This window comes from Kitasatospora sp. NPDC002965 (assembly GCF_040611255.1).
Classification (GTDB): domain Bacteria; phylum Actinomycetota; class Actinomycetes; order Streptomycetales; family Streptomycetaceae; genus Kitasatospora.
On record NZ_JBEXNT010000028.1, the window covers coordinates 16,193 to 42,730 of the forward strand.

General features: G+C 71.4%; 24 protein-coding genes and 3 pseudogenes. 13 read left to right on the top strand and 14 right to left on the bottom strand.

The window, feature by feature from the left end; genetic code table 11:
* Positions 1-381: 381 nt before the first annotated feature.
* Positions 382-516, bottom strand: coding sequence for a hypothetical protein (locus tag ABZY91_RS14370; RefSeq protein WP_355402363.1), 135 nt, complete (start codon positions 514-516; stop codon positions 382-384).
* 387 nt (positions 517-903) lie between these two features.
* Between ABZY91_RS14370 and ABZY91_RS14375 the strand changes: the two genes are divergently transcribed.
* On the top strand, positions 904-1,197 hold the full coding sequence (locus ABZY91_RS14375) for a hypothetical protein (protein ID WP_355402365.1): 294 nt from the start codon (positions 904-906) through the stop codon (positions 1,195-1,197).
* On the opposite strand, the gene ABZY91_RS14380 is transcribed toward ABZY91_RS14375, so the two are convergent.
* The 5 genes from ABZY91_RS14380 to ABZY91_RS14400 all read right to left on the bottom strand — a co-directional run bounded on the left by ABZY91_RS14380 (position 1,127) and on the right by ABZY91_RS14400 (position 6,093).
* Positions 1,127-2,389: a HAMP domain-containing sensor histidine kinase gene (locus ABZY91_RS14380; protein ID WP_355402367.1), complete on the bottom strand. Its 1,263-nt coding sequence runs from the start codon at positions 2,387-2,389 to the stop codon at positions 1,127-1,129. The two genes, ABZY91_RS14375 and ABZY91_RS14380, sit on opposite strands and share 71 nt — an antisense overlap.
* 4 nt (positions 2,390-2,393) lie before the next feature.
* Positions 2,394-3,164 carry a response regulator transcription factor gene (locus ABZY91_RS14385; protein WP_355402369.1) on the bottom strand — a complete coding sequence of 257 codons (771 nt, stop codon included), beginning with the start codon at positions 3,162-3,164 and terminating at the stop codon, positions 2,394-2,396.
* Between the two features lie 123 nt (positions 3,165-3,287).
* Positions 3,288-4,202 carry an endonuclease/exonuclease/phosphatase family protein gene (locus ABZY91_RS14390; RefSeq protein WP_355402371.1) on the bottom strand — a complete coding sequence of 305 codons (915 nt, stop codon included), beginning with the start codon at positions 4,200-4,202 and terminating at the stop codon, positions 3,288-3,290.
* A gap of 140 nt (positions 4,203-4,342) precedes the next feature.
* Positions 4,343-5,200, bottom strand: a complete 858-nt coding sequence (locus ABZY91_RS14395; protein WP_355402373.1) for a serine hydrolase — start codon at positions 5,198-5,200, stop codon at positions 4,343-4,345.
* Positions 5,201-5,646: 446 nt separating this feature from the next.
* Complete coding sequence (locus ABZY91_RS14400) at positions 5,647-6,093, bottom strand: transposase (protein ID WP_355402375.1); 447 nt, start codon at positions 6,091-6,093, stop codon at positions 5,647-5,649.
* Positions 6,094-6,194: 101 nt separating this feature from the next.
* Between ABZY91_RS14400 and ABZY91_RS14405 the strand changes: the two genes are divergently transcribed.
* The 5 genes and pseudogenes from ABZY91_RS14405 (at position 6,195) to ABZY91_RS14425 (ending at position 9,686) form a co-directional block, all read left to right on the top strand.
* Complete coding sequence (locus tag ABZY91_RS14405) at positions 6,195-6,449, top strand: hypothetical protein (protein WP_355402377.1); 255 nt, start codon at positions 6,195-6,197, stop codon at positions 6,447-6,449.
* A gap of 93 nt (positions 6,450-6,542) precedes the next feature.
* Positions 6,543-6,956, top strand: coding sequence for a hypothetical protein (locus ABZY91_RS14410; RefSeq protein WP_355402379.1), 414 nt, complete (start codon positions 6,543-6,545; stop codon positions 6,954-6,956).
* Between the two features lie 626 nt (positions 6,957-7,582).
* Entirely contained in the window at positions 7,583-8,482 is a 900-nt protein-coding gene (locus tag ABZY91_RS14415; RefSeq protein WP_355402381.1) for a hypothetical protein, read from the top strand.
* Positions 8,483-9,042: 560 nt separating this feature from the next.
* Positions 9,043-9,120, top strand: a pseudogene (locus tag ABZY91_RS14420) (hypothetical protein); the annotation flags it as partial.
* Between the two features lie 131 nt (positions 9,121-9,251).
* A complete protein-coding gene (locus tag ABZY91_RS14425) occupies positions 9,252-9,686 on the top strand; it encodes an insecticidal delta-endotoxin Cry8Ea1 family protein (protein ID WP_355402383.1) in 435 nt (144 codons plus the stop codon).
* A 752-nt stretch (positions 9,687-10,438) separates the two neighbouring features.
* On the opposite strand, the gene ABZY91_RS14430 is transcribed toward ABZY91_RS14425, so the two are convergent.
* Positions 10,439-10,564: a hypothetical protein gene (locus ABZY91_RS14430; protein WP_355402385.1), complete on the bottom strand. Its 126-nt coding sequence runs from the start codon at positions 10,562-10,564 to the stop codon at positions 10,439-10,441.
* Positions 10,565-10,923: 359 nt separating this feature from the next.
* Here ABZY91_RS14430 and ABZY91_RS14435 point away from each other — a divergent pair, with 359 nt between their 5' ends.
* Positions 10,924-12,546, top strand: coding sequence for an amidase (locus ABZY91_RS14435; RefSeq protein ID WP_355402387.1), 1,623 nt, complete (start codon positions 10,924-10,926; stop codon positions 12,544-12,546).
* 857 nt (positions 12,547-13,403) lie between these two features.
* On the opposite strand, the gene ABZY91_RS14440 is transcribed toward ABZY91_RS14435, so the two are convergent.
* A complete protein-coding gene (locus ABZY91_RS14440) occupies positions 13,404-14,573 on the bottom strand; it encodes a serine hydrolase domain-containing protein (RefSeq protein WP_355402389.1) in 1,170 nt (389 codons plus the stop codon).
* A gap of 780 nt (positions 14,574-15,353) precedes the next feature.
* Positions 15,354-15,779 (bottom strand): hypothetical protein, encoded by a 426-nt coding sequence (locus tag ABZY91_RS14445; protein WP_355402391.1) that lies wholly within the window; start codon positions 15,777-15,779, stop codon positions 15,354-15,356.
* Positions 15,780-16,075: 296 nt separating this feature from the next.
* Here ABZY91_RS14445 and ABZY91_RS14450 point away from each other — a divergent pair.
* Positions 16,076-16,624: pseudogene (locus tag ABZY91_RS14450) on the top strand (transposase).
* Positions 16,625-16,777: 153 nt separating this feature from the next.
* Here ABZY91_RS14450 and ABZY91_RS14455 read toward each other — a convergent pair.
* Positions 16,778-17,320, bottom strand: coding sequence for an SMI1/KNR4 family protein (locus tag ABZY91_RS14455; RefSeq protein ID WP_355402393.1), 543 nt, complete (start codon positions 17,318-17,320; stop codon positions 16,778-16,780).
* Positions 17,321-17,779: 459 nt separating this feature from the next.
* Complete coding sequence (locus tag ABZY91_RS14460; RefSeq protein WP_355402395.1) at positions 17,780-18,376, bottom strand: TetR/AcrR family transcriptional regulator; 597 nt, start codon at positions 18,374-18,376, stop codon at positions 17,780-17,782.
* A gap of 284 nt (positions 18,377-18,660) precedes the next feature.
* On the opposite strand from ABZY91_RS14460, the gene ABZY91_RS14465 reads away from it, so the two are divergent.
* Positions 18,661-19,926 (top strand): MFS transporter, encoded by a 1,266-nt coding sequence (locus ABZY91_RS14465; RefSeq protein WP_355402397.1) that lies wholly within the window; start codon positions 18,661-18,663, stop codon positions 19,924-19,926.
* A gap of 758 nt (positions 19,927-20,684) precedes the next feature.
* Here the strand turns inward: ABZY91_RS14465 and ABZY91_RS14470 are convergent.
* Positions 20,685-22,037 carry an NAD(P)-binding domain-containing protein gene (locus ABZY91_RS14470; protein ID WP_355402399.1) on the bottom strand — a complete coding sequence of 451 codons (1,353 nt, stop codon included), beginning with the start codon at positions 22,035-22,037 and terminating at the stop codon, positions 20,685-20,687.
* A gap of 129 nt (positions 22,038-22,166) precedes the next feature.
* On the opposite strand from ABZY91_RS14470, the gene ABZY91_RS14475 reads away from it, so the two are divergent.
* Both ABZY91_RS14475 and ABZY91_RS14480 read left to right on the top strand, forming a co-directional pair.
* Positions 22,167-22,526 (top strand): metalloregulator ArsR/SmtB family transcription factor, encoded by a 360-nt coding sequence (locus ABZY91_RS14475; protein ID WP_355402401.1) that lies wholly within the window; start codon positions 22,167-22,169, stop codon positions 22,524-22,526.
* A gap of 44 nt (positions 22,527-22,570) precedes the next feature.
* Positions 22,571-23,044, top strand: coding sequence for an N-acetyltransferase family protein (locus ABZY91_RS14480; RefSeq protein ID WP_355402471.1), 474 nt, complete (start codon positions 22,571-22,573; stop codon positions 23,042-23,044).
* Positions 23,045-23,425: 381 nt separating this feature from the next.
* On the opposite strand, the gene arsB is transcribed toward ABZY91_RS14480, so the two are convergent.
* Both arsB and ABZY91_RS14490 read right to left on the bottom strand, forming a co-directional pair.
* A complete protein-coding gene (arsB, locus tag ABZY91_RS14485) occupies positions 23,426-24,520 on the bottom strand; it encodes an ACR3 family arsenite efflux transporter (protein ID WP_355402403.1) in 1,095 nt (364 codons plus the stop codon).
* Positions 24,520-24,825 (bottom strand): metalloregulator ArsR/SmtB family transcription factor, encoded by a 306-nt coding sequence (locus ABZY91_RS14490; RefSeq protein ID WP_355402405.1) that lies wholly within the window; start codon positions 24,823-24,825, stop codon positions 24,520-24,522. Before ABZY91_RS14490 ends, arsB begins: the two co-directional genes overlap by 1 nt.
* 139 nt (positions 24,826-24,964) lie before the next feature.
* On the opposite strand from ABZY91_RS14490, the gene ABZY91_RS14495 reads away from it, so the two are divergent.
* Both ABZY91_RS14495 and ABZY91_RS14500 read left to right on the top strand, forming a co-directional pair.
* Entirely contained in the window at positions 24,965-25,393 is a 429-nt protein-coding gene (locus ABZY91_RS14495) for an arsenate reductase ArsC (protein WP_355402407.1), read from the top strand.
* A 36-nt stretch (positions 25,394-25,429) separates the two neighbouring features.
* Positions 25,430-26,229, top strand: a pseudogene (locus ABZY91_RS14500) (FAD-dependent oxidoreductase); the annotation flags it as partial.
* Positions 26,230-26,538: the final 309 nt, after the last annotated feature.

Here is a 26,538-nt window from a genome sequence, read left to right on the forward strand (position 1 = left end):
TGGACCGAGGGCGACCACGGCGAGGCCCGGGGGGACGGGCGGGGTGGGGGGCGTGGTCGGCCGCGGCGGCGTGCGCCGGCAGGTGCGCGGGCGCGCGGGGGGCACGGCGTGTCCGCTGTGCCCCGGTTCTTGGACATGACGGTGCATCGGAGATGCGCCCCGGCGCTGATCGGGATGTCGTTCCGGCACAGCGGTGTTGGTGGGGGCGGGTTCACGGTCGGCCACGATCGGGTTGCGACACTGTCGACCTGTGCACTGTTGACCTGTGCGTGAATCGTGCGTAGTCCGGCCGGGTCGGTCGGAACAGGTGTCGGGCTGCCTGGTCGGCCGGGTCTCGGGCCGCTCAGGCTGTTCGGTGATCCCGACGGGGCGGGTGGTGGGTCAGGGCGCCACCCGGGCTTCCCCTGCCGGGGCTGTGGCCCGGTCGCCGCCCTCCGGTCGGCGGAGGTGCGTCCGGGGCCGGTTCTCGCCGGTGGTGACGTGGATCCGGGCGACGGTCATGTCGGTCAGTGACAACGGCGGACTCCTCGGGCGACGGCCGGGCGGCACACGGCGGAGCATGCCCTGGAGGGCTGTGCGGGTGGAACCAGCCTAATGGACATCCCATCAATTGAGTCCTTCCCGGCGGAACTTGTTCTTTCCGGCGGACGGCTTTGCTGCGGTGAACTGCATGTCTACCGTTCTTCCCGACGGAAGGCCGGACGGCCGGGCGCAAGTGCTCGACAGTACATCCCATGTCTCGGTGGACGGTACGCGCCGATCGACAGCATCCGGCATGCACCCGTGACGCCTGGAACGCCCCCCGGTCGAGAACCGCGGCAACCACAACAGCCGGGCCCCCACGAGGACCCCGCCACCACCCCGCCCCGGCAGCCGCCCCACCCCACACCGAACGGAACAGCCATGACCACCGCCCACCCGCCCACCCACCCGCCGCCGGAGGACCGGCTCGCCGCCGGCACCGGCGGCAACGCCGGCCCGTACGACTACTGCACCGGCGACCCGGTCAACTGCACCGACCTCGACGGCAACTGGGGCATGCCCAAGTGGCTCAGGAAGACGGTCGAGGTCGTCGCCGAGGTCGCGTACATCCCCGGTCCCATCGGCGCCACCGCAGCCACCGGGGTCAGGCGGGGAGGTCGAGGGTGGCGACGGCTCCGCCATCTGGGGCGTTCGCGAAGGTCAGACGGGCGTTGAGGACTGCGGCCTGGCCGGTGGCGATGGTGAGGCCGAGGCCGTGGCCGTGGCCGCGTTCCGCGGCCCCGGTGCGGAAGCGCTGCGGCCCATCGGCGAGGAGGGTGTCCGGGAAACCGGGTCCGTGGTCGCGCACGGTGATCCGGCTGCCGGCGACGATGACCTCGACGGGGGCGGCGCCGTGCCGATGGGCGTTGGCGACAAGGTTGGTGATGATCCGCTCCACGCGGCGCGGGTCGGTGCGGACGGTGGCGGGTGTCGTCAGCCGGAGCCGGACGGCGCCGTCGCCCTTCCTGCTCACCTCGTCGATGAGGTCTCCCAGAGGTACCTCGTCGAGGCGGGCGCTCTCCGCACCGGCGTCGAGACGGGAGACCTCCAACAGGTCCTCCACCAGGCCGCGCAGGGCGCGGACCTGGGTACGCACCAGGTCAGTGGCCTCATCGTCCTCGGGCAGCAAGCCGGCGGCGGTGACCAGGCCCATCAGCGGGGTGCGAAGTTCGTGCGCGACGTCGGCAGTGAAGCGCTTCTCCGCGGCGAGCCGCCCTTGCAGCGTCGCGGCCATCTCGTCCACGGCAGTGGACATCTCGGTGATCTCGTCGCGGGCGCGGCCCCGGGGGCCGATGCGGGCGTCGAGATCGCCGTCCGCGATCCGGCGGGCGGTCCGGGAGGTGTGGCGCAGGCGCCGGTTCATCCGCTCCGCCGCCAGCGCGGTGACGGGTACGACGACGGCGAGGGCCGCGAGGGCGGCCTTGACGATGCTGCGGTCCAGCAGTTGGAGGCTGCGCACGGTGGCGCTCAAGTCGGTACGGACGGTGAGCACCTGGTCGTCGCCGACCGGGACGGCCGCCCACATCCAGTACCAGTTCGGTGCTTTGACGTCGTACCACAGCGCGTACTCACCGGGGACCGGCGAGTCCTGGACCGCCTGGGCCAGCGGCCCGGGCAGGCTGTCCCTGGGCTGGAGGGAGGCGTAGTCGGGGCGGCGGCCGGTACGGGAGAACTCCTGCTCCGCGGAGCCCAGCCGGGCGATCGCAAGGTCGCGCCCCATCCGGTCGCCCCGCTCCGCGGTCGCTCGGTGGACGAGCACGCCGATCACCACGGCGATCGCACCGCAGGCGAGCGCGACCAGGGCGGTGATCTTCCAGCGGAGGGAGCGCGGGTCCAGCAGGCGCGGGCCGACGCCTCGTGCGGTCATCGCGTCAGCTCCGCACGAGCTTGTAGCCGAAGCCCCGGACGGTTTCGATGCGCTCGGCGCCGATCTTCTTCCGCAGCCGCACCACGCACAGGTCGACGACCCGGGTGTCGCCCTCCCAGCCGTAGTCCCACACCTCCCGCAGCAGGCGGCGGCGGTCCAGGACCGTGCCGGGGTTCTCCGCGAAGACCAGCAGCAGGCGGAGCTCGGTGGGAGTGAGGGGGACGGCCCGGCCGTCCACACACACGTCCAGGCCGCGGAGGTCGATGGTGAGGGCACCGAAGGTGAGCAGGTCCGGCACGTGCCCGGCGGGGGAGCGCGGGGGCGGGCTGTGCGGCTCGCCCGGCGCGGGCTGCTCCTCCCGTGGGGGCTGCGCGGCGGCTCGGTCGTGGAAGGTGGCGCGGCGCAGCAGGGAGCGGATGCGGGCTACGAGCACGGGGATGTCGACGGGCTTGACGACGTAGTCGTCGGCGCCGGCCTCCAGGCCGGCCACGACGTCGAGGGCGTCGCCGCGGGCGGACATCATCAGGATGGGGGTGAGGGTCTGCTCACGGACGCGTCGGCACAGGCTGATGCCGTCGAGGCCGGGCAGCATCACGTCCAAGATCAGGACGTCGTGCTCGCCGGCCCGGACGGCGTCCAGGCCGTCGAGCCCGTCGCCGGTGACGTCGACCTGGTACCCGTAGCGTTCCAGGGCCATTTGGACCGAGCGGCGGATGATCGCGTCGTCCTCGACGAGCAGCACGTTGACCGCGTGGGGTACTCGGGTGGCGGACAAGAGCTCTCCGATGTCGTCGCCTGGGGGTGGGGTGCCCATTCCAACACGTCGGGGACCGTTCGCGGCCGCCGGGGCAGTGGTGCGCGGGTCGCTGCCCCGGCGGGTGCGGGCGGGCGGAAGCGGTCACAGCTGCAGGGACGCCGCGACCGGGAGGTGGTCGCTGCCGGTGTCGGGCAGAGTCCACGCGGACCGCGCGGTGATGCCCTTCACCAGGATCTGGTCGATGCGCACCACCGGGAACTGTGCGGGCCAGGTGAAGCCGAAACCGTCCCCGGCCTCCTGCTGGGCCGAGCGCAGCTGCCCGGTGAGCGCGCGCAGCGCGGAGTCGCCGAAGGAGCCGTTGAAGTCGCCCAGGACGACGACCCTCGCGAGCGGCTCGCTCCGGACGGCCGCAGCGAGCTTGGCGGCCGCGTCGTTGCGGCCGGCGGTGGTGAATCCCGCGTCCAAGCGCACCCGGACCGAGGCGAGATGGGCCGTGTAGAGGGCGACGGGGCCCTTGGGCGTTTGGACGGTCGCGCGCAGGGCCCGGGTCCACGGCATGATCTCCACCGGCTCCACGCCCTGCAGCGGGTACTTGCTCCACAGCCCGATGCCCCCGCGCACCTGGGAGTAGGGGTAGGCGGTGGCCAGCTCGCGCCGGTATGCCTCCTGCGCGCGGCTCGCCAGTTCCTCCACCGCCACGACGTCGGCTCCCGAACCGGCCAGGGCACGCGCCGTCCGGGCGGGGTCGGGATTGTCCTCGTTGACGTTGTGGCTGACGATCGTGAAGTCCCCGCCGCCCGTGCGCTTGTCGAGAAGAGCCGGTGCGAACAGGACGCTCCAGACGAGGGCGGGCAGCAGCGTGGCCACCGCGGCCGGGGCGGAGCGTCGCAGTGCCGCCAGGAGGAGCAGCACCATGATGCCCAGGCCCGACCAGGGCAGCACGGTCTGCCAGAGGCTGGCGAGGTTGACCGGGCCGTTCGGCAGCCAGGGGTTCAGCCCCGTCAGGGCGGCGAGCACAGCGGCGGCCCCCGCGATCAGCCGCCCGCGCCGCCGCACGGCCCGACGGGTTGGACGGCGAGGAAGACGGCTGCGAACCGTCCGGCGGCGCGGCCCGTCGCCGTCGCCCGACCCGTGGGCCGGGACCGTGACAACCGTTGCCGGAGGCGTCGTCGCCGGAACCGTGCCGGTGCGGGTGCTCACGCCCACTCCCGCTGGCCGCCGTCGAGCGTCGGCAGGACGCCGGGCAGTTTCCGCCGCAGGGCGTCCACGAGCCGGCCACTGTTCTCCAGAGCCGCCCGCATGCCGTCCGCGGGAGCGGCGCCGGCCCGCTGGCCGAGCACCACACCGTAGACGAGCCGGCGCCCCGAGCCGCTCTCGGCGTCGGCGACCTCCAGCGCCCACATCAGGTTCCCGCCCGCCGAGGTGGTCGAACCGGTCTTCAGACCCACCACCCCGGGCAGGTCGAGCAGCCGATTGGTGTTGTGCAGCGGCTCGGCCCGGCCCGGCAGCGAGGTGTTGCGCAGGGCCACCGTGGCCCGCAGCGCCGGCTCCTTCATCGCCTCACGGGCCAGTTTCAGCTGGTCGGCGGCGGTGGACACGGTCGTGGCCTCCAGGCCGCTGGCCCCGGTGTAGGTGGTGCCCGTCATCCCCAGCCGGGCGGCCTCCGCGTTCATCCGGGACACGAACGCCTCCTCACTGCCCGCGTCCCACCGGGCCAGCAGCCGCGCCACGTTGTTGGCGGAGGGCAGCAGCATCACCTCCAGCAGTTTGCGCTGGGTCAGGCGCTGCCCAGCAGTGACGGGAGCGGTCGACTCGTCCGCCGAACCCGCCTCGGCGGCGGCCTGCGCGTCGACCGTGATCGTCGGCCCGTCCTCGCCGTCCTTGAGCGGATGGTCCCGGAGAACGACGTACGCCGTCATCACCTTGGTCACGCTCGCTATCGGCACCGGCTGCTGCCCCCCTCTGACGCCGAGTACGCCGACCTTCGCCGCCGCGACGGCCGACTGCCCCTCCTGCGGCCACGGGAGGCCGAGAGCGGCGATTGCGTCCGACACTGGTAGCACCAGCGCCCGGCCCGCCCGGCTGTCGTTGACCTGTCCGGCACCGCCGCCCTCCCGAGGGACCAGCGTGCCACCCCCGGCGCCGACACCGACGAGTATGACGACGGCCAAGGCCCACATCGCCCCACGGCGCCTCAGAGGGAGCCGACCGGCGGTGGTGTGCGGGTCTCGGACTTCAGGTTGCGTGGGCACAGACACGACAGCGGCCTCCCGGAGCCAAAGGGACGAAGAACCCCGGTGGCAGTGGCCACCAGGTGTGCCTACAGACTCCGCGACCGGCACTTCAGCCTGCGCGTAGCGGGGCTTCCGTTGACGCGCGGGTGTGTATCAGCCGTGTACTGAATGACTGCCGTGGTCCCGACGGTGGGGGGACCACCGGGCCAGCCGGTGTCCTCACTCCGCTGCTGAACTTGAAAGCGTGGTGTCGGGCCTGGTCGCCGTCAGCCGTCCATGATCAGCCCGGCCTCGCGGAGGCAGCCGTCGATCGGGTGAGGGCGGTACTGGATCTTCCTGAGGCGTCGTTCGACTGTCTTGGCCAGGTGGTCGACGTTGATGAAGGCGAAGGTGCCGACTCCGCGCTTCATCAGCGCCCAGATGCCCTCCTGCGGGTTGAGGTCCGGTGCGTACGACGAAAGTTGGAAGACGGTGAGCCAGTCGCTGTTCGGAGCGATGAACTCCTTCATCTGCGGCAGCAGATGGACTGACAAGCTGTCCCGGACCAGCACGATCGGGCCGCCGAGCCGGATTCGAGCTCGCACGATCAGGTCCTGGTAGTCCAGGCAGGTAGAGGCCTTCGGCTCACCCTTGCGGCCCCGGTGGACACGGAAGCCGTAGATCAGTCGGGACCGCTCGCCCTGCTTGTAGCAGGCCATCCCTGCTATCGACACTCGTCCAGCTCAGTGACGACGGCAACAAGGTCGTCTACCTCTCGGGCCCCGACACGTACGTCCACGACGTCGCGTCCGGCACCGCCCTGGTGGTACCCGGCGTGAAGGGCGTCGCCGTCGACCCCACCGGCCGCTACCTCCTGCACACCCCGTCGGGTACGGTCGGGCCGGCGCCGCTCACGCTGCGCGACCTGGAGACGGGCACCGACGAGACCGTGACCGACCGCCCCACCACGGCCGGGATCGACACGGTCAGCGCCGGCGGGCGCCACGTGGTCTTCCAGTCCGCGGCCGAGGACCTCGTCCCCGGCGACACCAACGGCAAGGCGGACATCTTCCTGCGCACCCTGCGCTGACCCGTTCACAGGCCGATGCCGGCCCGGGATTCGCGTCGAAGGTGATCCCCGGCGCCGGGACGACCGCCGCGTTCCGCTCCGAAGCCCTCCGCCATGATCACTGCCCATGGCGGAGGGCTTCGGAACGCAACGGCAGGACGCCGCCGTACCGAGGAACCCGCCCGAGTCCGCGCGGCACCACCTGCGTCGGCGGCCGAACGCCTCGGGTACGGGCGGTTTTCGGGTCCCGGTTGTGCCGGTGGACGCAGGGCACTGGACACCGATGTCGATGCCTGGCGCGCCGTCGTCCACCTACCACAGGCCGCAGGCGAACTACTTCCCTGGCTGCCCCGGCTCCTGGCCGACGCGGACCTCTCCCAGGGCTGGTCCTGGTCGGAAGCCTGCGCGCTGGTTGCCGTCCTTCGCCAGCTCGGCGACCCGGCGGCCGTGCCCGCACTCGCGGAGGCCCTCACCACCTGCGTGCGCCAGGACCAGCAACGCGGCGCAACCGCGGCCCTCCACGCGTAGGCCGGTTTCTGAACCGATGCCGCCTGAGTCCTGGAGAGCGTCCGTCCGCTCGCCGACGCCCCCGCCCTGCCCCAGATCCACGCGGAACTCGCCCGGGCCCCGCCGCAGCGGCGGCATCTTCACCGGCATCTACGAGGACGAGGCACGGCAGGACACTGCTCGGACCCTCACCGACCGGCCGGCCTGAGCCGGGATCGGAGGTACGCCGGCCTGCGGCGCGCGCGGGAGTACGGGCCGGCCACTGTCGGGAGTGCCGCCTGTCCTGGTGACCGCTCCCCGGACACGGCGTCGATCGTCTTCCTCGCGCCGGACCCCGGCGGGCTCTCATCCCCGGGAGGGCAGGCCGGTGCCGTTGCGGTGTCGGCCCCGCGGAGTGGACGCCCCGGTCGGGACAGCGGTCACCCGGCCGGTGGCAGCAGTGACACGCGCGGTCCGGCGCCGTCGTTCGGTCGGCTCGGGGACAGTGGTGAAGCGGACCCCATGCCGAGGTATCAGTCGCCGATTCCCGTTTGCGCCCGCGCTGGTGTCGACCGTGGGGCATCCGGCGAGGCTGTCGAAATTACGTTCGGGAATGTCGGTGGTTCGTGAGAATCTTTCCCCTGTTCACCTCACCTGATGGAGAAATTGTGACGAGCCGTCGTTCCGCCCTGATCACCGCTGCCACGGTGCTCGCCCTGTCCGCCGTGGCCGCCTGCAACGACGGCGACGCGCAGTCCGCCCCAACGGCTGCCGGAGCCCCGGCCACGCCGAGCGGGACCACCAGCAGCGCTCCGACCGGGACAGCGAGCAGTGCTGCGACCGCGGACACGCCCACCGTCGCACCGACTCCGGCAGCGACCGCGATGCCGAGCCCCGCCGGTGCGCCGGTCGACGCCGCCGGCGCGTTCGACCCAGCGGTGGCCCTGGCGAATGCCGACCGGGCGCCCTACGCCGCCACCGAGACCATGAAGACCACCGCGACGGCGGGCGGCCAGGTGGGGTCCGTTCTCACTGGGACCGGTCGGGTCAACTACAACACGCCGACCCGTGAGGGCCGGACCGAGTCGAAGATGACGCTCGGGGGCGACGACGAGCCGATGCTGTGGATGGACACGGTCAGCACCGGCACGATGATCTTCACGCGTGACAGGACCAAGCCGGGAAGCACGTGGAGCGCCGAGGACGTCGTCAACGAGGCCCGGGGCGACGACTTCAACGCCTACGTCAAGGCGCTCGTCGATGCCGGCCCCGCCGCCGGCAAGGGCATGGAACAGAAGAACGGGGTCCCCGCCTACCATCTCGGTGCTGCTCTGACGGCCGCCCAGATCAAGGCCATCGACCCCAAGGAGTACCAGAAGATGCTCGACAAGGGCGTCGACGGCAAGCAGTTCGACGTCTGGATCGACCGGGCCGGCCGCGTCCTGGCCCAGACGCAGTCCATGAAGGTGACTACCGGTGGTAAGGCCGTCACCAGCACCATCACCTTGACCTACACCGACTTCGGGCCGCGTGAGACCTTCACCGCGCCGACCACCACCGCCAGCTGACCCGCCACTGTCGTCGACTCCTCGCACGGAGCCAAGAGCACCCGGCGAATACCGTGGCGTGGACCTGCGCGGGGAAGGGTGCAGCGGTTCCTGGTGGCGCCCGTTCTGTCCCGGCCCCCCTCTCCGGTGCAGGCCGCTGACCTGCACCGGAGAGTTTCGCCGCTGGGGGCGGTGAGTTTCCCCTCGGACCCGGTGAGCTTCGGGCGTCGTCGCAGGTCAGCGGCCGGTTGGAACGGACTGTGGTTCGCCGTTCGGGTGGTGGCGGGGCTCGGCGGGATGGCGGGGTGGGCAGAGCCTGCACATGACGACACCCATGACCGGGCGCCGCCGTCCGGCCGCGCCCATCGCGCCCGCCTTTCCGGTCTGCGCCGGATGGCGCCGGCCCTGGCCCGGCCGGGCCAGGGCCGCGTGCTGCCGGGCCTGGTCGAGCGAGCACCTGACTCCGGGCGGAGTAGTCGTCCGCACCACCTGGCACGAGCCCGCCTGCCCGGTGACCATCGGCACGGGTGGCCGGTCCGGGCCGGGTGCGGGTGTGTGCGGTGCTGGTCCGTGACGGCCGGGTGTGTCTGATCCGCCGCCAGCGCCCGGCCGGAGACCAGTTCTCCTTCCCCGGCGGCGTGGCCGAGGACGGCGAGGATTTCACCGAGGCGCTGCGACGGGAGCTGCTTGAGGAACTCGGCCTCGATCTGGCGGTGCTGCCCAACCCGCCGGTGCTGTGCTTCGTCCAGGACCATGAGACCGAGCGTCCGGGGGAGAGTGCGCCGTTCCGGTGTCGGCACCTGGTTTCACCGCCCACCTGCCCCACGAGGACCGGGTCGAGAAGCTCGTCGAGGAGGAGATCGAGAAGGCGTACTTCGCCGACCTGCAGAACCGGTTGTCCGGGATCCAGCAGGTCGCTTCCCTCTACGTCGACCTCGCGAAGGAGGGCGCCGACCTCGGACACATCAGGACGAACTGGACCGTCGCCCACGACGACATCCTCGCCGCCGACCCCTCCTTCCGCGACAGCCGGTACTCGGTCGCGTTGATCCCCGTGTCCGCGCAGCTGACGAACATGCGGATGCTCCTGCTCGCCGACGTGGTCAAGCACGGCGAGAAGTGGGGCTTCGCGAGCTCGACCGTGCAGAGGTACAAGGACGAGCTGCTCAAGGAGATCGACCCCGACTCCAAGGACTCCTGCGCCTGGTGGATCCTGGACAGGTAGGAGGCGGGCCAGGACCAGGTCATCAAGGAGTACGGCCGGGTGATGCGCGAGCGCCTGGAATACCAGCGGGAGATGACGGTCTCCGCCGTCGAGTACGTCAAGGAGATCTGGCCCTACCTCGACCCCGACAAGTACTCCCAGGGGCACAAGGTCTACCGCTCCATCCACGTCTACTGGGGTCGGTGGGGAAGCGTCCTGGACGGCGATGACTGGAATTTCCTGCAGAAGTACGTCGCCTTCCCGAAGTCCCTCCCGCCCGAGCACATGGACCGGATCCCGGTCTGGTGCCACGACAAGTTCGACGCCTTCCAGTGCACCTTCGACGGCGTCGTAGCCGAGAAGCGCGGAGGATCGAGCGGGTCTGGGTCAGGGACGACGAATACCCGGTGCGCCCGCGCCGCTCGTGTGCACCGTGCAGCGCGACCTGATCGGTGCGAGCCGCCCGCGCGCCGCGGGTGTCCCTTCCGCCCGTGCGGAAGGGACACCCGCGGCGCAGTGCGCCGAGGCATGTCCCCCTCCGGGGCCGATTTGCCAAGGCCGGGAGTGCCGAGACCACGCCCGCCGGTCGTCGAACCCGACCGGGCCCGGCCGTCGACCTCCTTGCGGTCGACCGCGTGGACGCTGAGCGATGCCTCGACGAAGATGCCGCCGAGGGCCGGGACAGTGCGGAGCGGCTGGAGGGCTGGAGGCGCGCGTCTGCCCGCCGCCCGCCCGCCCAGACCGGCCCCGGCCACCGCCGGGGCCGGTGGCGTTCAGGGTGTCGGGTTCTGATCCTCCGGGCCGGGCGCGGCGGCCTGGCGGGCCTCGACGGCGGCGTCCGTGGTCTTGGCCAGCACGGTCAGCTCGCGCTCCGGATCGCCGAACACCGTGCGGGGCACTGCCGCGGCCGGCGCTCGGGCAGCCTGTCTGCGGGTCGGCTGCCGGTGACGACCCCGGCCGCCAGGTCGTACGTCGGCTCCTCGGCTCCTCGGCTCCTCGGTTTTCCGGTCTGACAGCCTGTTGGCACTGGTCGGCCGGTGACGGGGTGGGGTAATCCCTACTCGCGGTTCGGGGGAGAGCCCTTGATCGTTTGGGGGGTGTGCCTCGTGTCGGTGGGCGGGCGGAGTGCCTAGCGTGGTGGGTACGAGATCGAGGCCGCGCGCCGCACCCTCCGTACTTGGGCTGGGTGGCGTCGTCGGAGCGGAGCCGCAAGGGTGCTCCGCGCCGGGTGCCTCGGCATCAGGGGTGGGAGACAACCATGCGTTCGTTCGTCAGGACTCCGCTGCGCTGCGCGGCGGTCGCGGCTGTGTCGATGGCTCTGCTGGCGCCGGTGGCGGCGCAGGCCGACGCCGCGCCGGCCGGGGCTGTGGACCGGATCGCGGGGGTGGATCTGGACCGGGTGACGATTGTGGATCTGCAGCAGGCGATGGAACGCCACCGGCTGACCTCCGAGCAGTTGACCGGGCTCTACCTCGACCGGATCCGTCGGCTGAACCCGCGTCTGGGGGCGGTGGTGGCCGTCAACCCCGACGCGGCGGCCATCGCGCGTGCGAGCGACCGCGCGCGGCGCGTCCACGGTGCGCGCGGACCGCTGGAGGGCATCCCGGTCCTGCTCAAGGAGAACATGGACACCGCCGACCGGCAGCCGACCACGGCCGGTTCGACGGCGCTGTCGGGGGCGAAGCCCGCCAAGGACGCGGAACTGGTCCGGCGGCTGCGCGAGGCCGGGGCCGTCGTCCTGGGTAAGGCGAACATGACGGAGTGGGCCAACTTCCGCTCCCCGATGGCCGTCGCGGGCTGGAGCGCGGTCGGCGGGCAGACCCACAACCCGTACGTGCTCGACCGCAGTGCGAGCGGTTCGTCCAGCGGGTCGGCGGCGGCCGCGGCGGCGAGTCTGGCGGCGGTGACGATCGGCACCGACACGGGCGGCTCGATCGTGGACCCGGCGGCCACCACGTCGACGGTGGGCGTGCGCCCCACGCTGGGGCTGGTGAGCCGCAGCGGCATTGTGCCGATCACCAGCCGCCAGGACACCGCCGGCCCCATCGCCCGCAACGTCACCGACGCCGCGCTGACCCTGTGGGCGATTCAGGGGCCGGATCCCGCGGACCCGGACACCGCACCCGCCGCGGGCACGCTCCCGGCCGACTACCGCGCGGTGTTGGACCGGGGGGCGCTGCGCGGCAAGCGGATCGGAGTCTGGCGCGAGGGGCACACGGGCATCAGCCCCGACGCGGACCGGGTCTTCGACGCCACCGTCCGGCGGCTGAAGCAGCTGGGCGCCACCGTGGTCGAGGGCGCGGACGTGCCGCAGCCCGAGAAGCTCCACGAGCACCTGCTCCCGGCCCTGATGACCGAGTTCAAGCACGACGTCAACGCCTACCTCGCGGCCACGCCGGGCTCCCACCCGGCCGACCTGGCGGGCCTCATCGCGTACAACGAGGAGCACGCCGACATCGAGGACATGGCGAGGTTCGGACAGGAGTACTTCGAACTGGCGCAGCGGACCGACGGGAACGTGGACGATCCGCAGTACCGGGCCCACCGCGCCGCCGCGGTCGACCTGGCCCGGCGCGCCATCGACGACACCCTCGCAGTCCACAAGCTCGACGCGATCGTCACCCCCACCACGCTCCCCGCCACGCCGGTGGACTTCCAGCCCGACGCACCCAGCCCGTTCGCCAGCACGACCGACAACTCGGTGGTGGCCGGCTACCCCCAGATCACCGTGCCGGCCGGCTACACCGACCAGGGGCTGCCGCTCGGGGTCTCCTTCCTCGGGACGCGCTTCAGCGACGCCCGTCTGCTCGGCTACGCCTACGCCTTCGAGCAGGCCACCCACGCCCGCCACGCCCCGAACTACCTCCCCACCCTGCCCTGACCGGCCCGCGGGTGGGACCCGCGCGGGCCGTCGGCCTCGGCGGCCACCGTGCCGGACGCGGACAGTGTCCGGCCCCGGTGGCCGCCGAGGCCGACGGCTTTTCGGGGTGCCGGGCGCCCGGACGGCCGGGCGGGTGGGGCGGCCTCCCCTGGAGCTCCGGCATCGTGGAGGGCAACGTCGACAGGGTCAGAACGATCAAGAGGCAAATGTACGGCCGGGCCTCCTTCCGCCTCCTGCGGATCCGTATCCTCACCAAGAACTACTGAACGGCCACGGCAGCTCTGGGGGAACAGTGAACTGGTCGATGGGGCCACGGCTGCGATCGTGGCGTGCGCGAAGGCAGGGCTGGGATCCCGATATCGTCAGGGCCTTGCGGCTGCCGGTGCCGCGCTCGGCACAGGAGCGCGCCGGCGAGCTCATCCAACACGGGAAAGTGGCAGCGGCGATCAGCGAAATCCGCTCGGCAACGGGCTACGACCGTCGGGACGCAAGACGCGTCGTACTTGCCCTGATGCACGCCTGGAAGGTACCGGCCCGCCCCGCCCCACAACATGACCTGCCGTCAGCTCTCGCCTTGATCATTCACGCAGATCCGGTCAGAGCCAAATTCAACGATCCCCATCACCCACACCTGCCGGTGAGTTCTCCGCCGCCCTGGTGGGTTCCGCCCCCGGGCGGCCGGTGGGTTCCGCCCAACCGGCCTCACCGGTGCAGGTCACAGCCGTGCACGCGGCGACGAGTCGCAGGGCGGCTTGCACGCGCAGACACACATAGCGGTGATCTCCGCGGACACCTCGACCGCGAGGACCACCGCCGGCACACCACCTCACGCAGTTGATCGACTGCCCGACACCTTCTCAGCGGCAGAGCGCCTCGTCGACGGCGTCGGCCACCCGCTGCTTCGCCCCCGGCGACGGGGGCACCGCGGTCACGGCGACGTTCACGGCCCGGCCGTCCTCCGTCACACCGCCCCGGGTGACGTACCCGGGAAGGGTGCCGCCGTGGCCCCAGGACAGGCCCCCGCAGGGCAGCGGGCGGCTGGCGAGACCCAGCCCGTAGCGGGCGCCGGGGCCCACGTACTCCGCCGGTACGGTCGTGCGCATCTGGGCCAGCTGCGCCGCGGGCATCAGCTCACCGCCGATCACTGCGGAGAAGAACCGGTTCAGATCGGTGGGGGTCGACACCAGGGCCCCCGCGCCCCACGCCCAGGAGGGATCCATCTCGGTGATGTCCAGCGGTGGGGCGCCGTCCTCCTTGACGTACCCGTGGGGGTGGCGTTCGCGGATGGTCATGTCCCCCTGCGCGGGGAAGTAGGTGTGCTTCAGGCCGACCTTGTCGATCACCCGCCTGGTGATCTCCTCCCCCAGGGGCCGCCCGGTGACCTGCTGGACGATCAGCCCGGCCACCACGTAGCCCGTGTTGTTGTACTTCCACCCTTCCCCCGGGGCGAAGTCGGCCTTGTGCACCAGCGCCGCGTCCAGCAGCTCGCGCGGCTCGTGGTAGCGGTACGGGTCGGAGAGCTCCATGACCTCCGTGTAGTTCGGCAGCCCGCTGGTGTGCTGGAGCACCTGACGGACGGTGATCCTGCGGCCGTCGCCGCCCTCGCCCCGGACGATGCCGGGCAGGTAGGTGTCGAGCGGGGCGTCCAGCTCCACCTTGCCCTCCGCCACCAGCTGGAGGACCACTACCGCGACGAAGCTCTTGGTGTTGCTGCCGGCTCGGACCTGCCCGTCCGCCGGCACCTTCGCACCCGTCGCCAGGTCGCCCACACCCGCCGTGTAGGTCCGCGTACGGCCGCTGCGGTCGCGCACCGCCGCCAGCGCGCCGGGCGCACCGTCGTCGGCCACCAGGGCGCTCAGCCGCAGTTGGACGGCGTCCTTCTTCGCCGGGGCCGCGGCGGGACCGTCTCCCGGCACCGCGACGGCGGACGGGGCCAGGGAGCCGAGGGCGAGGGCTCCGGCCGCGACGGCGGCGGCCACCGCCCCCCGGCGCAGGGAGCGGGACCGGTACGGGGAAGGAGAGTTCACGAGAGGCCTCCTCGGGCAGGAACGTGTACGAAGGTGCCGGTGTTCCGGGCGGGATCAGGACATCACGCGGCCCTGTCGGCCGCCGTCGCCACCGAGGATGACCACGCACCCTCGCCGTCGTCCTGACGGCGCATCGGGAACCCTGAGCGAACCCCGGGAACACCCCGAGGGGTGCCGTGCGGGGCGGGGCCACGGCGGGCACGGCCCCGCCTGCCCGACCTGGTACCGACGATGACCGCCAACGCGGGCACCGGCCAGGTCCGGGCGCGGGTGTGCGTGCACGACGGCCGTGTGTGCATCCGGCGCGAGCGGCCGGGCGGGATGCAGCACTCCCTGCCCGGCGGCCTGGTCTTCGGCTGCCTCTTCGACCTCACCGGCCGCTTCGTCACCCTGCCCGTCTGGGCCGGGGTCCTCGACCGGCGCTTCCCCCCGCAGGACCGCCTGCGGACGGGGAACGGGAGGTCGGTCCGGCCGGGTGACGGCCTCCCCGCGCGGGTGGCACCGTCCGGGAGGTTCGCGCAGCCGGGGCCTTCTGCCGCGCCGGGGCGGCTTCCCTCCCGCCCCGGTGCGGTCGTCGGTGCCGGGGGTCCGGCGTGCATCGGCGCGCTGTCTGCGTCGCTGCGTCCTGGGCTTGGCCTGTATGCGCCGTCGGACCCCGTGTGGGAGCTGCCCGATCGCCATGTCCGAACCCGTGTCCGAGGACGCGGCCTCGCGGCGGGCTGACCCGTCGCATCGATTTCTAATGCTGTTTGTCAACCCGTTCCGGTCAGGTTCAGGGGGTCAGCTGGGCGACGGGGCGATGGTCACGGCGACGGATCGGTTGTGTAGACCCTGGGCTAGGTAGGCCACTTCAACGGATGTGCCGACCAGGCCGACTTCCTTAAAGTCGGTGGTCATCCGCCGCGCCTCGCCCGGCGACAGGTGCTGCATCTCGCGCAGCGCCCGCAGCACTGGAACGAGGCTCGCGTCTTGGTTCGCGAGGCGAAGCCGAGCGGCCCCGTGTTTAGTCAGCAGGGCCTGCCTGATCTCTTCGGGAGCCGAGCCTGTGTCCGTCTCGCACCATGCGTTCGGGCAGTCCTGGCACTGCCCTTCAGCGCCCCACCGCAACCGACCCTGTTCGATGAACTGACCGACGTCTCTGACCAGTTCGCCACCACAGCTGTCACACTGCGAGGTGAGCTTCACTCCCTGGGTGGCGGTGATCACTGGTCTCTCCCAACGGCATCGATCTGGATGATCCTGCCGCACGCAGCGGGATCTGGCGACCGGGTTGTGCGGAGGCAGGGATCGTCAGCAGGGGCGTCATGCCGTGGCTGACATCGGTGGTGCGGGCTGGTAGCACCGTTGGTCGCGTAGGAGGGCCCAGATGACGTTGACGCGGCGGCGGGCCAGGGCGAGGACGGCCTGGGTCTGGCGGGTTCGGCGAGAGGTCCGGGGAAACGGGCCGGGAGCAATCCCGGCACCGCGCCCCTGGCCTACTCGGCGACGAGGCAGGATTCGCGATGACGCCGCCGCGCGCCCGCACTTGGGGCCGGCGCGGGCACACGCTCGTGGTCCGGGTCCGGGGACGTTCCCGGACCCGGATCTCGGTGCCGCGCTGTGGTGCTACAAGCCCGGCGAGCAGAGCAGGGTGATCTACCGGCCCCGCTTCCACATGCCGCTCAAGGGAGCCCGCAAGAGCTTCGCCTGGACCGACTACCGCGATCTCGCCGTCCGAGCACATATTCAGCTCGGCGGCCCGATCGCCCGGTCTGGGACAATCTCAACACTCACCTGGCCGTCGGCACGAAGCAGTACGCGGCGAAGCACGACTGGCTCACCGTTGGCTCACCGTCTTCCAACTGCCCCCATATGCACCGGACCTCAATCCGGTCGAGGGCATCTGGTCACTCCTGCGTCGCGGCCCGACAGCGAATACCGCGTTCACCGATCCGGATCATCTCACCCGCACCCTCCGACGCGGACTACGGCACATCCAACGTCGACCCGCCCTTGTCGATGGATGCCTGGCCGGCACCGGCCTGCCACTCACCCCACCGACTCCACCCTGAACGCCTCAGGAGGAGGCCTTCCTCGGCCTGGGCCGGCTGGGTCGGGAAGGCCTTCGCCTCGTCGTAGTGCTCTCCGGCTTGAAGGCAGTGGAAGAGCATCCCCATGAAGCGGTTGAAGAGGTTTCGTTGAGCGGCAGAGTCGAGCTGAGGCCGTCAGTCCTTTCGCCAGTCCCGGTACTCGTGCGGGGGAAGGTTCCAGGAATCGTCGCTGAAGGGATTGGGCAGTGCCCCGTCCAGAGCACTGGCGAGAAACTCGCCGAAGCCCATCCCGTACCGGCGCCACGGGTCGGTTCCGTACGACACCTGGCGCCTGAAGACGACGACGTCCCAGCTCTCGGGATCGAGCGAGTCGCAGATCCAGAACGCCACGTCACCGTTGATGGTCGTCGCGAAGGGAAGAAGCCTGCCCTCCTCGGACAGCTCCATGGCGCCGGCTCCGCCGTCCGGCTGTGGTTCCTCCCGCGGATCGAACCCGAGTCCGTCCAGCAGCCGGCTCTCGGGGCGGCCTTCCGCCGGCGGGATGCGGACCGCGAGGTACTCGTTCAGCTCACCGTCGCCGAACACCGCGACGAAGTCCCGATAGTCCGCCGGAAGCCGCAGGCCCGTGCTCCGCGCAAGTTCCTCCCAGTCGACGACATCACCTTGAGCTTCCGAAATCCCGAGGATGCCGGACAAGCGACCGATCATCTGGTGCATGAATTCTCGTCTTTCCTCGTCACCCATCGCCGAACGACCCGGCGTCCTCGCCCGATCGACTGTCCATCGACAGGCCGAGATTCTTCCAGCCGCTTCCGGTCGTGCAGATCAGATTACGGTGTCCGAACTGGCGCCAACCAGAAACCCGTTCCGATCCCATGCCACATAGGTCGTCTCGACCTCATAGGGGGCGAGCCTCCCCCGGCATAGTGCGGGGTCACCTGATAGAGAACGACCCTCTTGTTGTCGATCTGCTCCTTCACCCCGGCCTGGTCAACCGACCGCGTGTTGCAAGGACCGCTGGAAACCGCCCCTTCTTCGGGCCCGGGGGCCGGGCCGTCGCCCCCTGTGGGCCCTGGCGACGGCGAGCAGCCCGTGTGACCGCCGGGTCCTGGTGCCGGGCGCCGGTGCGCGCCGGGATGCGGATCAGGCGATGCCCGGGCGCACGGCAGGGGCGGGTCAGTGGGCGGGCTTCGTGGTCCAGGCGCCGAACAGGATTTCGGCGTGGTCCGCGAGGAGGGCGGATGGCAGTGGGCTGCCGGTCTCCAGGATGACGGTGACGGCGGGCCCGGTGAGCTGGGCCGCGGCCAGCGGGGCGGGGGGCATGTGGGCAGCGTGCGGGCTGATGCGGGTGAGCACGGCCTGGGCTGCGGTGGAGAGGAGGTCGGCGGTGCGGACGAGGTCGCGTACGGCGCTGTCGTGCTGTGCTTCGCCCAGCAGGGCCCGGTAGGCGAGGCCTGCGGGTGAGGTGGTGAGGAAGGACGTCAGCGCTTCGAGGAATGCGGTGAGGTCGTCCGTGGGGCGGGCCCGGGGTTCCGTGGCCAGTTCGTGGGCGGCGTCGCAGGCGCTGGCTTCGAGCAGGATCTCGGCCTTGGTGGACCACCACCGGTAGACCGTCTGGCGTCCCACGCCGGCCCGCTCGGCGATTCCCTTCATGGTCATCGCCGCGTATCCCTGCTCGACGAGCAGGTCGTCGACGGCGTGGAGGACGGCGACCCGCGCCGCCTCGCTGCGGGGGCGCCCGGGTGAAGCGTGCTCCTGGGGGGTGCTCTGCATGGGATCAGCTTATCAAGACACAGTGTCTCGGAATGGTGCTAGCCTTTTTCGAGACAGCATGTCACGTAATTGGGTGGGCGGCTGCGCGATGCCCGACTGCCCTCGACGGCGGAAGAAGCTCTCATGCACACCACACAGCGCCGCACGAGGCCGCTGCAGGCCCTTCACCCGGCCGGACCCGCGAAGGCCCGCCCGACCTCCGACAGTCGGCCGGCCGCCGTTCAGAGGGACCTCACGTGAGCGCCACGGCGCCCAGGGTCGGCGGCGGACCGACTCCACGGCAGGTGACCTTCGCGTTTCGGGGACTTCTCACGGTACGGCTGCTCGGCGCGCTCGCCGACGGCATCATGCTGCCTTTCGTCGTCCTGTGGGCGCACCGTGTCGGCGGGCTCGGCGGAGCGGCGGCCGGGGCCCTCTTCCTCGTCCAGGCCGTCGGCGAGTTCACCGGCGGCCTGGCCGGGGGCGCCCTGGCCGACCGGATCGGGCACCGTCGCATGCTGCTTCTCTCCACGACGGGGATGGCTCTGGGCTACGGCAGTCTCTTCCTGGTCCACCACGCAGTGTTCGCCGTCCTGCTGTTCCTGGCGGCAGGGCTCTTCGAGTCGGCGTTCCACCCCACGATCGCGGCACTCATCGGCGACCTGCACGCGGAGGAGGACCTCCACCACGCCTACGGACAGACCCGCGTGGTCTCCAGCATCGGCGGCGTGATCGGCCCGATCCTGGGAGCGGTCGCCGTCACCTTCTCGCTGTCGAGCGTGTTCGCCGCAGCGGGCGTGCTGCTTGTCGGCGCCGCGGTCGCCGTGTTCGTGGCCGTCCCTGCGGATCGCGTCCTGGGCCCCGAGGCCCGAGCGGAGGGAATCGGGGGAGAGGCCAAGGAGGTGTACAGCTCGTTCACCCACATCCTGCGCGACCGCAGGCTGGCACTCCTGATAGTCGGCGGCAGCCTGCTGACCATCACCTTCACCTGGTGGGAAGCCGACGGTCTGGTCCTCCTGAACCGCCTGGACGCCATCAGCCCCACCGCCTACGCAGTCCTGTTCGCCGTCGACGCCATCGCCATCATCCTGTTCCAGCTACCGGTCAGCCGCTGGGCCCGCCGCCGTGACACCGGTCGGCTGCTCTTCCTGGGCGCAGCCCTCCAAGGCGTGGGCCTCGCGGGTTTCGCCGCCGCCGGCCTCGGCTACCCCGCCCTCGTCGCGGCGGCCCTCGTCACCTCCTTCGGGATGATGATCTACGGCCCCACCGCCTCGGCGTTCATCAGCCGCCATGCCCCCACGGGGCGCAGCGCCACCTACCAGGCCGCCCTGTCCACCACACAGGACATCGGCTCCGCGATCGGCCCGATGTCCGGACTCGCCCTCGGCCGCATCGGACCTCCGGCCCTGATATGGCTCTCCGCGCTCCCTCTGGGCCTCCTGGCCGGTCTCGCGACCGCCCGCGCCACCCGAGTACCGCAGCAGGCCACCCAGGTCATGTCGACTCAGAACGCACAGCCGCAGCAGTCTGACGTTCCCCGGATCCCGCACCAGCACGACTCGGAGAGCTGACGACGACGCTGCAGGGCGGTCCGCTGCCGCCCACCACAGGTCCCGGAGTACCGCTTGGTGGTCGATGGACAGGTGCGGGTGGGAGGCGATCGTTTCGTATAGGCGATCGTTACTGACCTCGGTGCTTCAAGGTGCTGGCGGTGGGGGTCGAGGAAGGGTCCGGTCGCGGCGATGAAGCCCTTGAATGTGTCGGATCGGTTCCTGGCCGGTGCCGAGGATCAGGTCAAGGTCCTGGAGGGCTAAGCCGACCGGGCCGGGTGCGGGCGGAACTTCTTCCCCTGAGCGAGACGACGGGGTCATGAGGCGGTTCGCCTACCGTGTCGGTCACTGTGGTCACTCGCAGCTCGTCGCGCTGGAGACGTTCGTCCGCTCGCTGCCCCGCCTCGCGGCTCCGGAACCCTTCGTGCAGTCGGTGTGGCCTACGGGGCCGCCCGGCAGGGTCACCGCCCCGCCGAGACCCGGTTTTTCGCCGTGCCTGGGGCGCTGATCCGCAATCGCGGCTTCGGCCTTCGCGAGCTGCCGTTCATGGGGCTGTCTCTCGGCATGCTGCACGGGATGGTGTGGCGCTGGCACCCGAGTCCGCGCCGCCGACAGCAGCCGTCTGCTGTTGCGGGCCCGCTCGGCTGGACCCTTTTCGGTCTCTTTGCGGGCGCCGGCGAGCCGCATTCGGAGGAACCCCGCTCGATGCTGCACTGCCATCATGAGGCCCGGCCGTGCTTCTGGTGGGTGTGGTCGGGGCTCTGGTTGTTCGTCGGGCGTCAGCAGCTGCGGTTGGTGGTGGGGGTGGTGTGGTGGGGTGTGGTGGGGGTGGTGCAGCAGCCGGTGTCGGGGTTTTCGGTCGGGGTGGGTTGGTTGTGGAGGCCGGTGCCGCCGCAGACTCCGGTTTCGGGGAGGGTGAGTTCGATGCGGGTTGCGGCCGCGTGGTCGCCGGCGAGGTGGGCTGCGACGGAGCGGACCTGCTCGTAGCCGGTCATGGCGAGGAAGGTCGGGGCGCGGCCGTAGGACTTCATGCCGACGAGGTAGACGTTCTTCTCGGGGTGGGAGAGCTCGGCGGCGCCGTGGGGGTAGACGGTGCCGCAGGAGTGCTGGTTGGGGTCGATCAGCGGGGCGAGGGCGGTGGGGGCCTGGAGGCGGTTGTCCAGTGCGAGGCGTAGTTCGGTGAGGTAGGACAGGTCGGGGCGCAGGCCGGTCAGGATGATGATCTGGTCCAGGTGGCCTGTGCGGGTGCCGTCCTCGGAGACGAGGGTGAGTTTCCCGTCGGCGTTCTGCTCGACGGTGGCGGTGCGGAAGCCGGTGAGCGCGTCGGCGTATCCGTTGTCGACGGCGGCTTTGGCGGCGAGGCCGAGGGCGCCGCGGGCGGGGAGCTGGTCGGCGGCGCCGCCGCCGTAGGTGGAGCCGGTGATGCCGCGGCGCAGGACCCAGACGGCGTGGGTGTCGCTCTCCTCCTGGGCGAGGTCGGCGAGGTGGGCGAGGGCGGTGAAGGCGGAGGCTCCGGTGCCGACGACGGCGGTGCGCTTGCCGGTGTACCGGGCGCGGTCGGCGGGGTCCTTGAGGTCGGGGACGCGGTAGGAGATGCGGTCGGCGGCAGCGCGCTCGCCGAGGGCGGGCAGGCCGTTGGCGCCCAGCGGGTTGGGGGTGGAGAAGGTGCCGGCGGCGTCGACGACCGCACGGACCAGCAGGCGTTCCTCGTGGCCGTCGGGGTGGACGGTGTGGACGGTGAAGGGCTGTTCGTCGCGGTCGGCGTCGACGACGCGGTCGCGTCCGGCGCGGGCGACGCCGGTGACGCGGGTGTCGTAGCGGACGCGGTCGCCGAGGGCGTCGGCGAGGGGCTGGAGGTAGAGGTCGGCCCAGTCGCGGCCGGTCGGGTACGCCTGGCCGTCGGGGCGGGTCCAGCCGGTGGGGGCGAGCAGCTTTTCGGCGGCGGGGTCGACGACCTCGGCCCAGGGGGAGAACAGCCGCACGTGGCCCCAGGAGCGTACGGCGGTGGCGGCGGTGGGGCCGGATTCCAGGACGAGCGGTTCGATGCCGTGTTCCAGCAGGTGGGCGGCGGCGGCCAGGCCGATCGGGCCGGCGCCGATGACGAGGACGGGCAGGCCGGTGTCGGAGGTCATGGCGGTTTCTCTCCCCTTCGCGTCGGGTGGGCGGCGCTGGGCCGCCCCCACCCTCTTGATTCGACGATTATCGATGTGGTGGCGTCTCCGACCTTGCCACCGGGATTAGACGGATGTCAACATAGACGTATGTCGAATCTGAGTGTTGAGCTGCCGCTGGCCGAGCCGGACGTGGTGCCGTGCTGCCCGCCGCTGACCTCGGCCGAGCTCTCGGCGGAGGACTCGGTACGGATGGCGGCGATGTTCAAGGCGCTCGGCGACCCGGTGCGGCTGCGGCTGTTCTCCAGGGTCGCCTCGCACCCGGGAGGGGAGGCGTGCGTGTGCGACATCCAGGACGTCGGGGTCTCCCAGCCGACCGTCTCCCACCACCTGAAGAAGCTGCGGGAGGCCGGGCTGCTGACCTCGGAGCGCCGTGGCACCTGGGTCTACTACAGGGTCGCCCCCTCGGTGGTGGCCGGCATGGCCGCCCTGCTCGACCTCAACCGCTGACCGGGGAGCGCTTGTTGCCGCACGTCATCCCTCTCATCGCCCCGATGGCGCCGGGGCACGCCGACGAGGTCCTGGCGATCTACCGGGCCGGGATCGAGGAGGGCAACGCCACCTTCGAGACCGCCGCACCGTCCTGGGAGGCGTTCGGCGCCGCTCGCCTGCCCGGCCACCGCCACGTCGCGCTCGGGCTCGCCGGCGAGGTGCTGGGTTGGGCTGCCGTCAGTGCGGTCTCGGCGCGGCCCGCGTACGCGGGGGTGGTCGAGCACTCCGTCTACGTGCACCCGGGGTTCCGTGGTTTCGGCATCGCCGGCGCTCTGCTGGAGGCGTTGGTCGCCTCGACCGAGTCGGCGGGGATCTGGACGATCCAGTCCGGGGTGTTCCCGGAGAACACCGCGAGCCTGGCCCTGCACGCGAAGGCGGGTTTCCGGGTCATCGGGACCCGGGAGCGGATCGCCCGCCACCGGGGCGTGTGGCGGGACGTGGTGGTGATCGAGCGCCGCAGCGCCCTGGTGGGTTGAGCGGCATCCTGCCGGGACTCGCAAGATTGCTGGTGGCTGTTGGTCGACGGGGGCAGCAGAACCTTCGCCGGCGTCCGCCGCGGCGCGGGGCGGCCTTCGGGGAGGGCTGTTTCGCCACTGTCCGCGGCTCCGACAGTCCCGGGGCCGGGCTGCCCGAGGGCGAGGCCCCGGAGTAGTTGGCGCGTTGAGCGTTCTGGTCCGCCGGGTCGAGACCGTGACCCTGCCGTCCTGAACGAACGGCGCGGGCCGGTGACGGGGCCATCCTGTCACCGGCCCGCGCGGGTCCTCGCCGCCGCGATCGGTCCGGCGGCCCTACGTTGTCGATGGGTCGGTCGGGCCGGTCGTGAGGTCCGGATCACCCGGGGGTGCCGGGTGTGGCTTTCAGGTGGCTGCGGTGGTGAACTTCCTTCGCCGGGCGAGGGAGACGTAGACCAGGGCGATCAGGACCGGGACCTCGATGAGGGGTCCGACGACTCCGGAGAGGGCCTGGCCGGAGGTGACGCCGAAGGTGGCGACGGCGACCGCGATGGCAAGCTCGAAGTTGTTGCCGGCGGCGGTGAAGGCGAGGGTGGCGGTGCGGTCGTAGCCGAGGCCCAGGGCCTTGCCGAGGGCGAACGTGCCGAACCACATGATCGCGAAGTAGGCCAGCAGCGGGAGCGCGATGCGGGCGACATCGAGCGGCTGGGAGGTGATGGTCCTGCCCTGGAGGGCGAAGAGGATCACGATCGTGAACAGCAGCCCGTACAGGGCCCAGGGGCCGATCCGGGGCAGGAAGTTCGTCTCGTAGCGTTCGCGGCCGAGCTTCTTCTCGCCGAGGCGGCGGGTGAGGAAGCCGGCCAGCAGGGGGACGCCGAGGAAGACGACGACGTTGAGGGCGATCTTCCACATGGAGATGTCGAGGTGCTCGCCTTCGCCGAGGCCCAGCCAGTCGGGGAGCAGGTCGAGGTAGAACCAGCCGAGCAGGCCGAACGCGATGACTTGGAAGACCGAGTTGAGGGCGACCAGGACGGCGGCGGCCTCGCGGTCGCCGCAGGCGAGGTCGTTCCAGATGATGACCATGGCGATGCAGCGGGCCAGGCCGACGATGATCAGGCCGGTGCGGTACTCGGGCAGGTCGGGCAGGAAGATCCAGGCGAGGGCGAACATCAGGGCGGGTCCGAGCACCCAGTTGACGACCAGGGAGGAGGCCATGAGCCTGCGGTTGCCGGTGACGGCGTCGAGGCGGTCGTAGCGGACCTTCGCCAGCACCGGGTACATCATGACGAGCAGTCCGAGGGCGATGGGCAGGGAGATCCCGCCGATCTCGACCTTGGCGAGCGCGTCGTTCATCCCGGGTACCAGACGCCCCAGGCCGAGGCCTGCGGCCATCGCGGCGAGGATCCACACCGCGAGGTAGCGGTCGAGGAAGGACAGCCTTCCGGCGACGGACTCCGCCTGGCCGGGTCTGGTGTCCCGGGCTGCTTCGGCGCGGGCCATCAGCAGGACCTCTTGGCGTCGGCGTTCGCGCGGGCGGTGGCGGCGAGGTCGGCGAACTGGCCCGACAGGGTCTCCATGACCTCCGGCTTGAGCCGGTAGTAGGTGAACCGTCCGCAGGGTTCGGTGTCCACCACCCCGGCCTCCCGCAGCACCTTGAGGTGGTTGGAGAGGTTGGTCTGGCGGGCGCCGGTCTCCTCGACCAGGTGCGTGGTGCACAGGGTCTCGCGGGCCAGCAGGGTCACGATCTGGAGCCTGAGCGGGTCGGACAGCACCCGCAACAGTTCAGTGTCGACTGACATCAGCATGGGCTGATACTGTCACATCAGCTACTGCTGATACCAGCCCGGGCTGACATGTTCGGCAGTAGGGCCCCGCCCCGGCCGGACCCGCACCGCGGCCCGGCGCCCCGGCCCCGGCCGTTGACCGAGCGAAGGACAATCACCGATGACCGCCCCCGCCCCCGCCGTGCTGTTCGTCTGCATCCACAACGCCGGCCGCTCCCAGATGGCCGCCGGCTTCCTGCGTCACCTCGCGGGCGACCGGATCGAGGTCCGCTCCGCCGGGTCCGTCCCGGGCGACCAGATCAACCCCTCCGCCGTCGCGGCGATGGCGGAGCTCGGCATCGACATCTCCGACCGGACGCCCAAGGTGCTCACCACCGGGGCCGTCCAGGCGTCCGACTACGTGATCACCATGGGCTGCGGCGACGCCTGCCCGTACTTCCCCGGCAAGACGTACCTGGACTGGGAGCTGGAGGACCCGGCCGGCCAGGGTGTCGAAGCCGTCCGCCCGATCCGCGACGAGATCAAGACGCTGATCGAGGGCCTGATCGCCGAGATCGACGCCAAGACCGCGACCGGCCAGGAGAACTGATTACCCGTCACCGATACCACCCGGGCCGGCGCCGACGTGCGCGAGGTCATCATCATCGGCTCCGCCCCCGCCGGGTACACCACCGCCCTCTATACCGCCCGCGCCCGGCCCAAGCCGCTGCTGTTCGGCAGCGCGCGATATTCGTCGGCGGCTCGCTGACCACCACCCAGGTGGAGAACTTCCCCGGCTTCCCCGGCCTCCCCGACGCCGTCGACGGCCCGAAGCTGATCGAGGACATACGCGCCCAGGCCGTGAAGTTCGGCGCTGAGATGATCGTCGACGACCTCGTCTCCGTCGACCTCTCCGGCGACGTCGAGGACCTCACCGGCTCCGGGGCACCGTCCACCGCGCCAGGGCGGTCATCGTCGCCACCGGCGCCGGCCACCGCAAACTCGGCTTCCCGGGCGAGGACAGACTCTCCGGCCGCGGGGTGTCCGGGTGCGCGACCTGCGACGGCTTCCTCTTCCGCGGCAAGGGCATCGTCGTGGTCGGCGGCGACACCGCCATGGAGGAGGCAGCCTTCCTCACCCGCTTCGCCGACTCCGTCCCATCGTCCACCGCCGCTCCAGCCTGCGGGCCTCCAAGGCCAGGCAGGACCGGACCTTGACCGACGACAGGATCTCCTTCGCCTTCGACATCGAGGTCGCCGAACTCCCGAGACCGACAACGGCATGCTCGCCGGCCTCGTCCTGCGCGACACGTTCACCGGCGAACCGCGCGAGCACCCCGCCGCCGGACTGGTCGTCGCCGTCGGCCACGACCCCCGCACCGAACTCTTCAGGGGCCGGCTGGAGCCGGACGCCGTGGGCTACCTCAAGGTCCACGCCCCCTCCACCCCCTCGCCTGTGCGGTAGAGCACGACCTCCAGGGTACGCACCGTCCCGACACTCTTGCGGTGTGAGCCGGCCGGGGTGATCGAGCCTGCGGCGATGACGTACGGCCAGTCGCACCTGTAGCTGATGTCGAGGTGGTCGGCCGCCCGTTCCCCGGGAATCCGACGCCGCCCTTCGACCTGCTCGGCCATCTCGGCGTCTGCTTCCAGGGCCTCCGTGGCCGGCTTGGCCCAGCGGCCGAGCCGGCCGGATGCCGGCTCCCGCGGCCCAGCGGAACTCGGTCTCGGTCTCGGCCCAGGGGATCGTCTCCGC

Bases quoted from the DNA above. Each gene is read 5' to 3' on its own strand.
- ABZY91_RS14375 (WP_355402365.1), top strand. From the start codon at position 904: ATGACCACCGCCCACCCGCCCACCCACCCGCCGCCGGAGGACCGGCTC.
- ABZY91_RS14380 (WP_355402367.1), bottom strand. From the start codon at position 2,389: ATGACCGCACGAGGCGTCGGCCCGCGCCTGCTGGACCCGCGCTCCCTC.
- ABZY91_RS14410 (WP_355402379.1), top strand. From the start codon at position 6,543: ATGATCACTGCCCATGGCGGAGGGCTTCGGAACGCAACGGCAGGACGC.
- ABZY91_RS14435 (WP_355402387.1), top strand. From the start codon at position 10,924: ATGCGTTCGTTCGTCAGGACTCCGCTGCGCTGCGCGGCGGTCGCGGCT.
- ABZY91_RS14455 (WP_355402393.1), bottom strand. From the start codon at position 17,320: ATGCACCAGATGATCGGTCGCTTGTCCGGCATCCTCGGGATTTCGGAA.
- ABZY91_RS14460 (WP_355402395.1), bottom strand. From the start codon at position 18,376: ATGCAGAGCACCCCCCAGGAGCACGCTTCACCCGGGCGCCCCCGCAGC.
- ABZY91_RS14470 (WP_355402399.1), bottom strand. From the start codon at position 22,037: ATGACCTCCGACACCGGCCTGCCCGTCCTCGTCATCGGCGCCGGCCCG.
- ABZY91_RS14475 (WP_355402401.1), top strand. From the start codon at position 22,167: ATGTCGAATCTGAGTGTTGAGCTGCCGCTGGCCGAGCCGGACGTGGTG.
- ABZY91_RS14480 (WP_355402471.1), top strand. From the start codon at position 22,571: ATGGCGCCGGGGCACGCCGACGAGGTCCTGGCGATCTACCGGGCCGGG.
- arsB (WP_355402403.1), bottom strand. From the start codon at position 24,520: ATGGCCCGCGCCGAAGCAGCCCGGGACACCAGACCCGGCCAGGCGGAG.
- ABZY91_RS14490 (WP_355402405.1), bottom strand. From the start codon at position 24,825: ATGCTGATGTCAGTCGACACTGAACTGTTGCGGGTGCTGTCCGACCCG.
- ABZY91_RS14495 (WP_355402407.1), top strand. From the start codon at position 24,965: ATGACCGCCCCCGCCCCCGCCGTGCTGTTCGTCTGCATCCACAACGCC.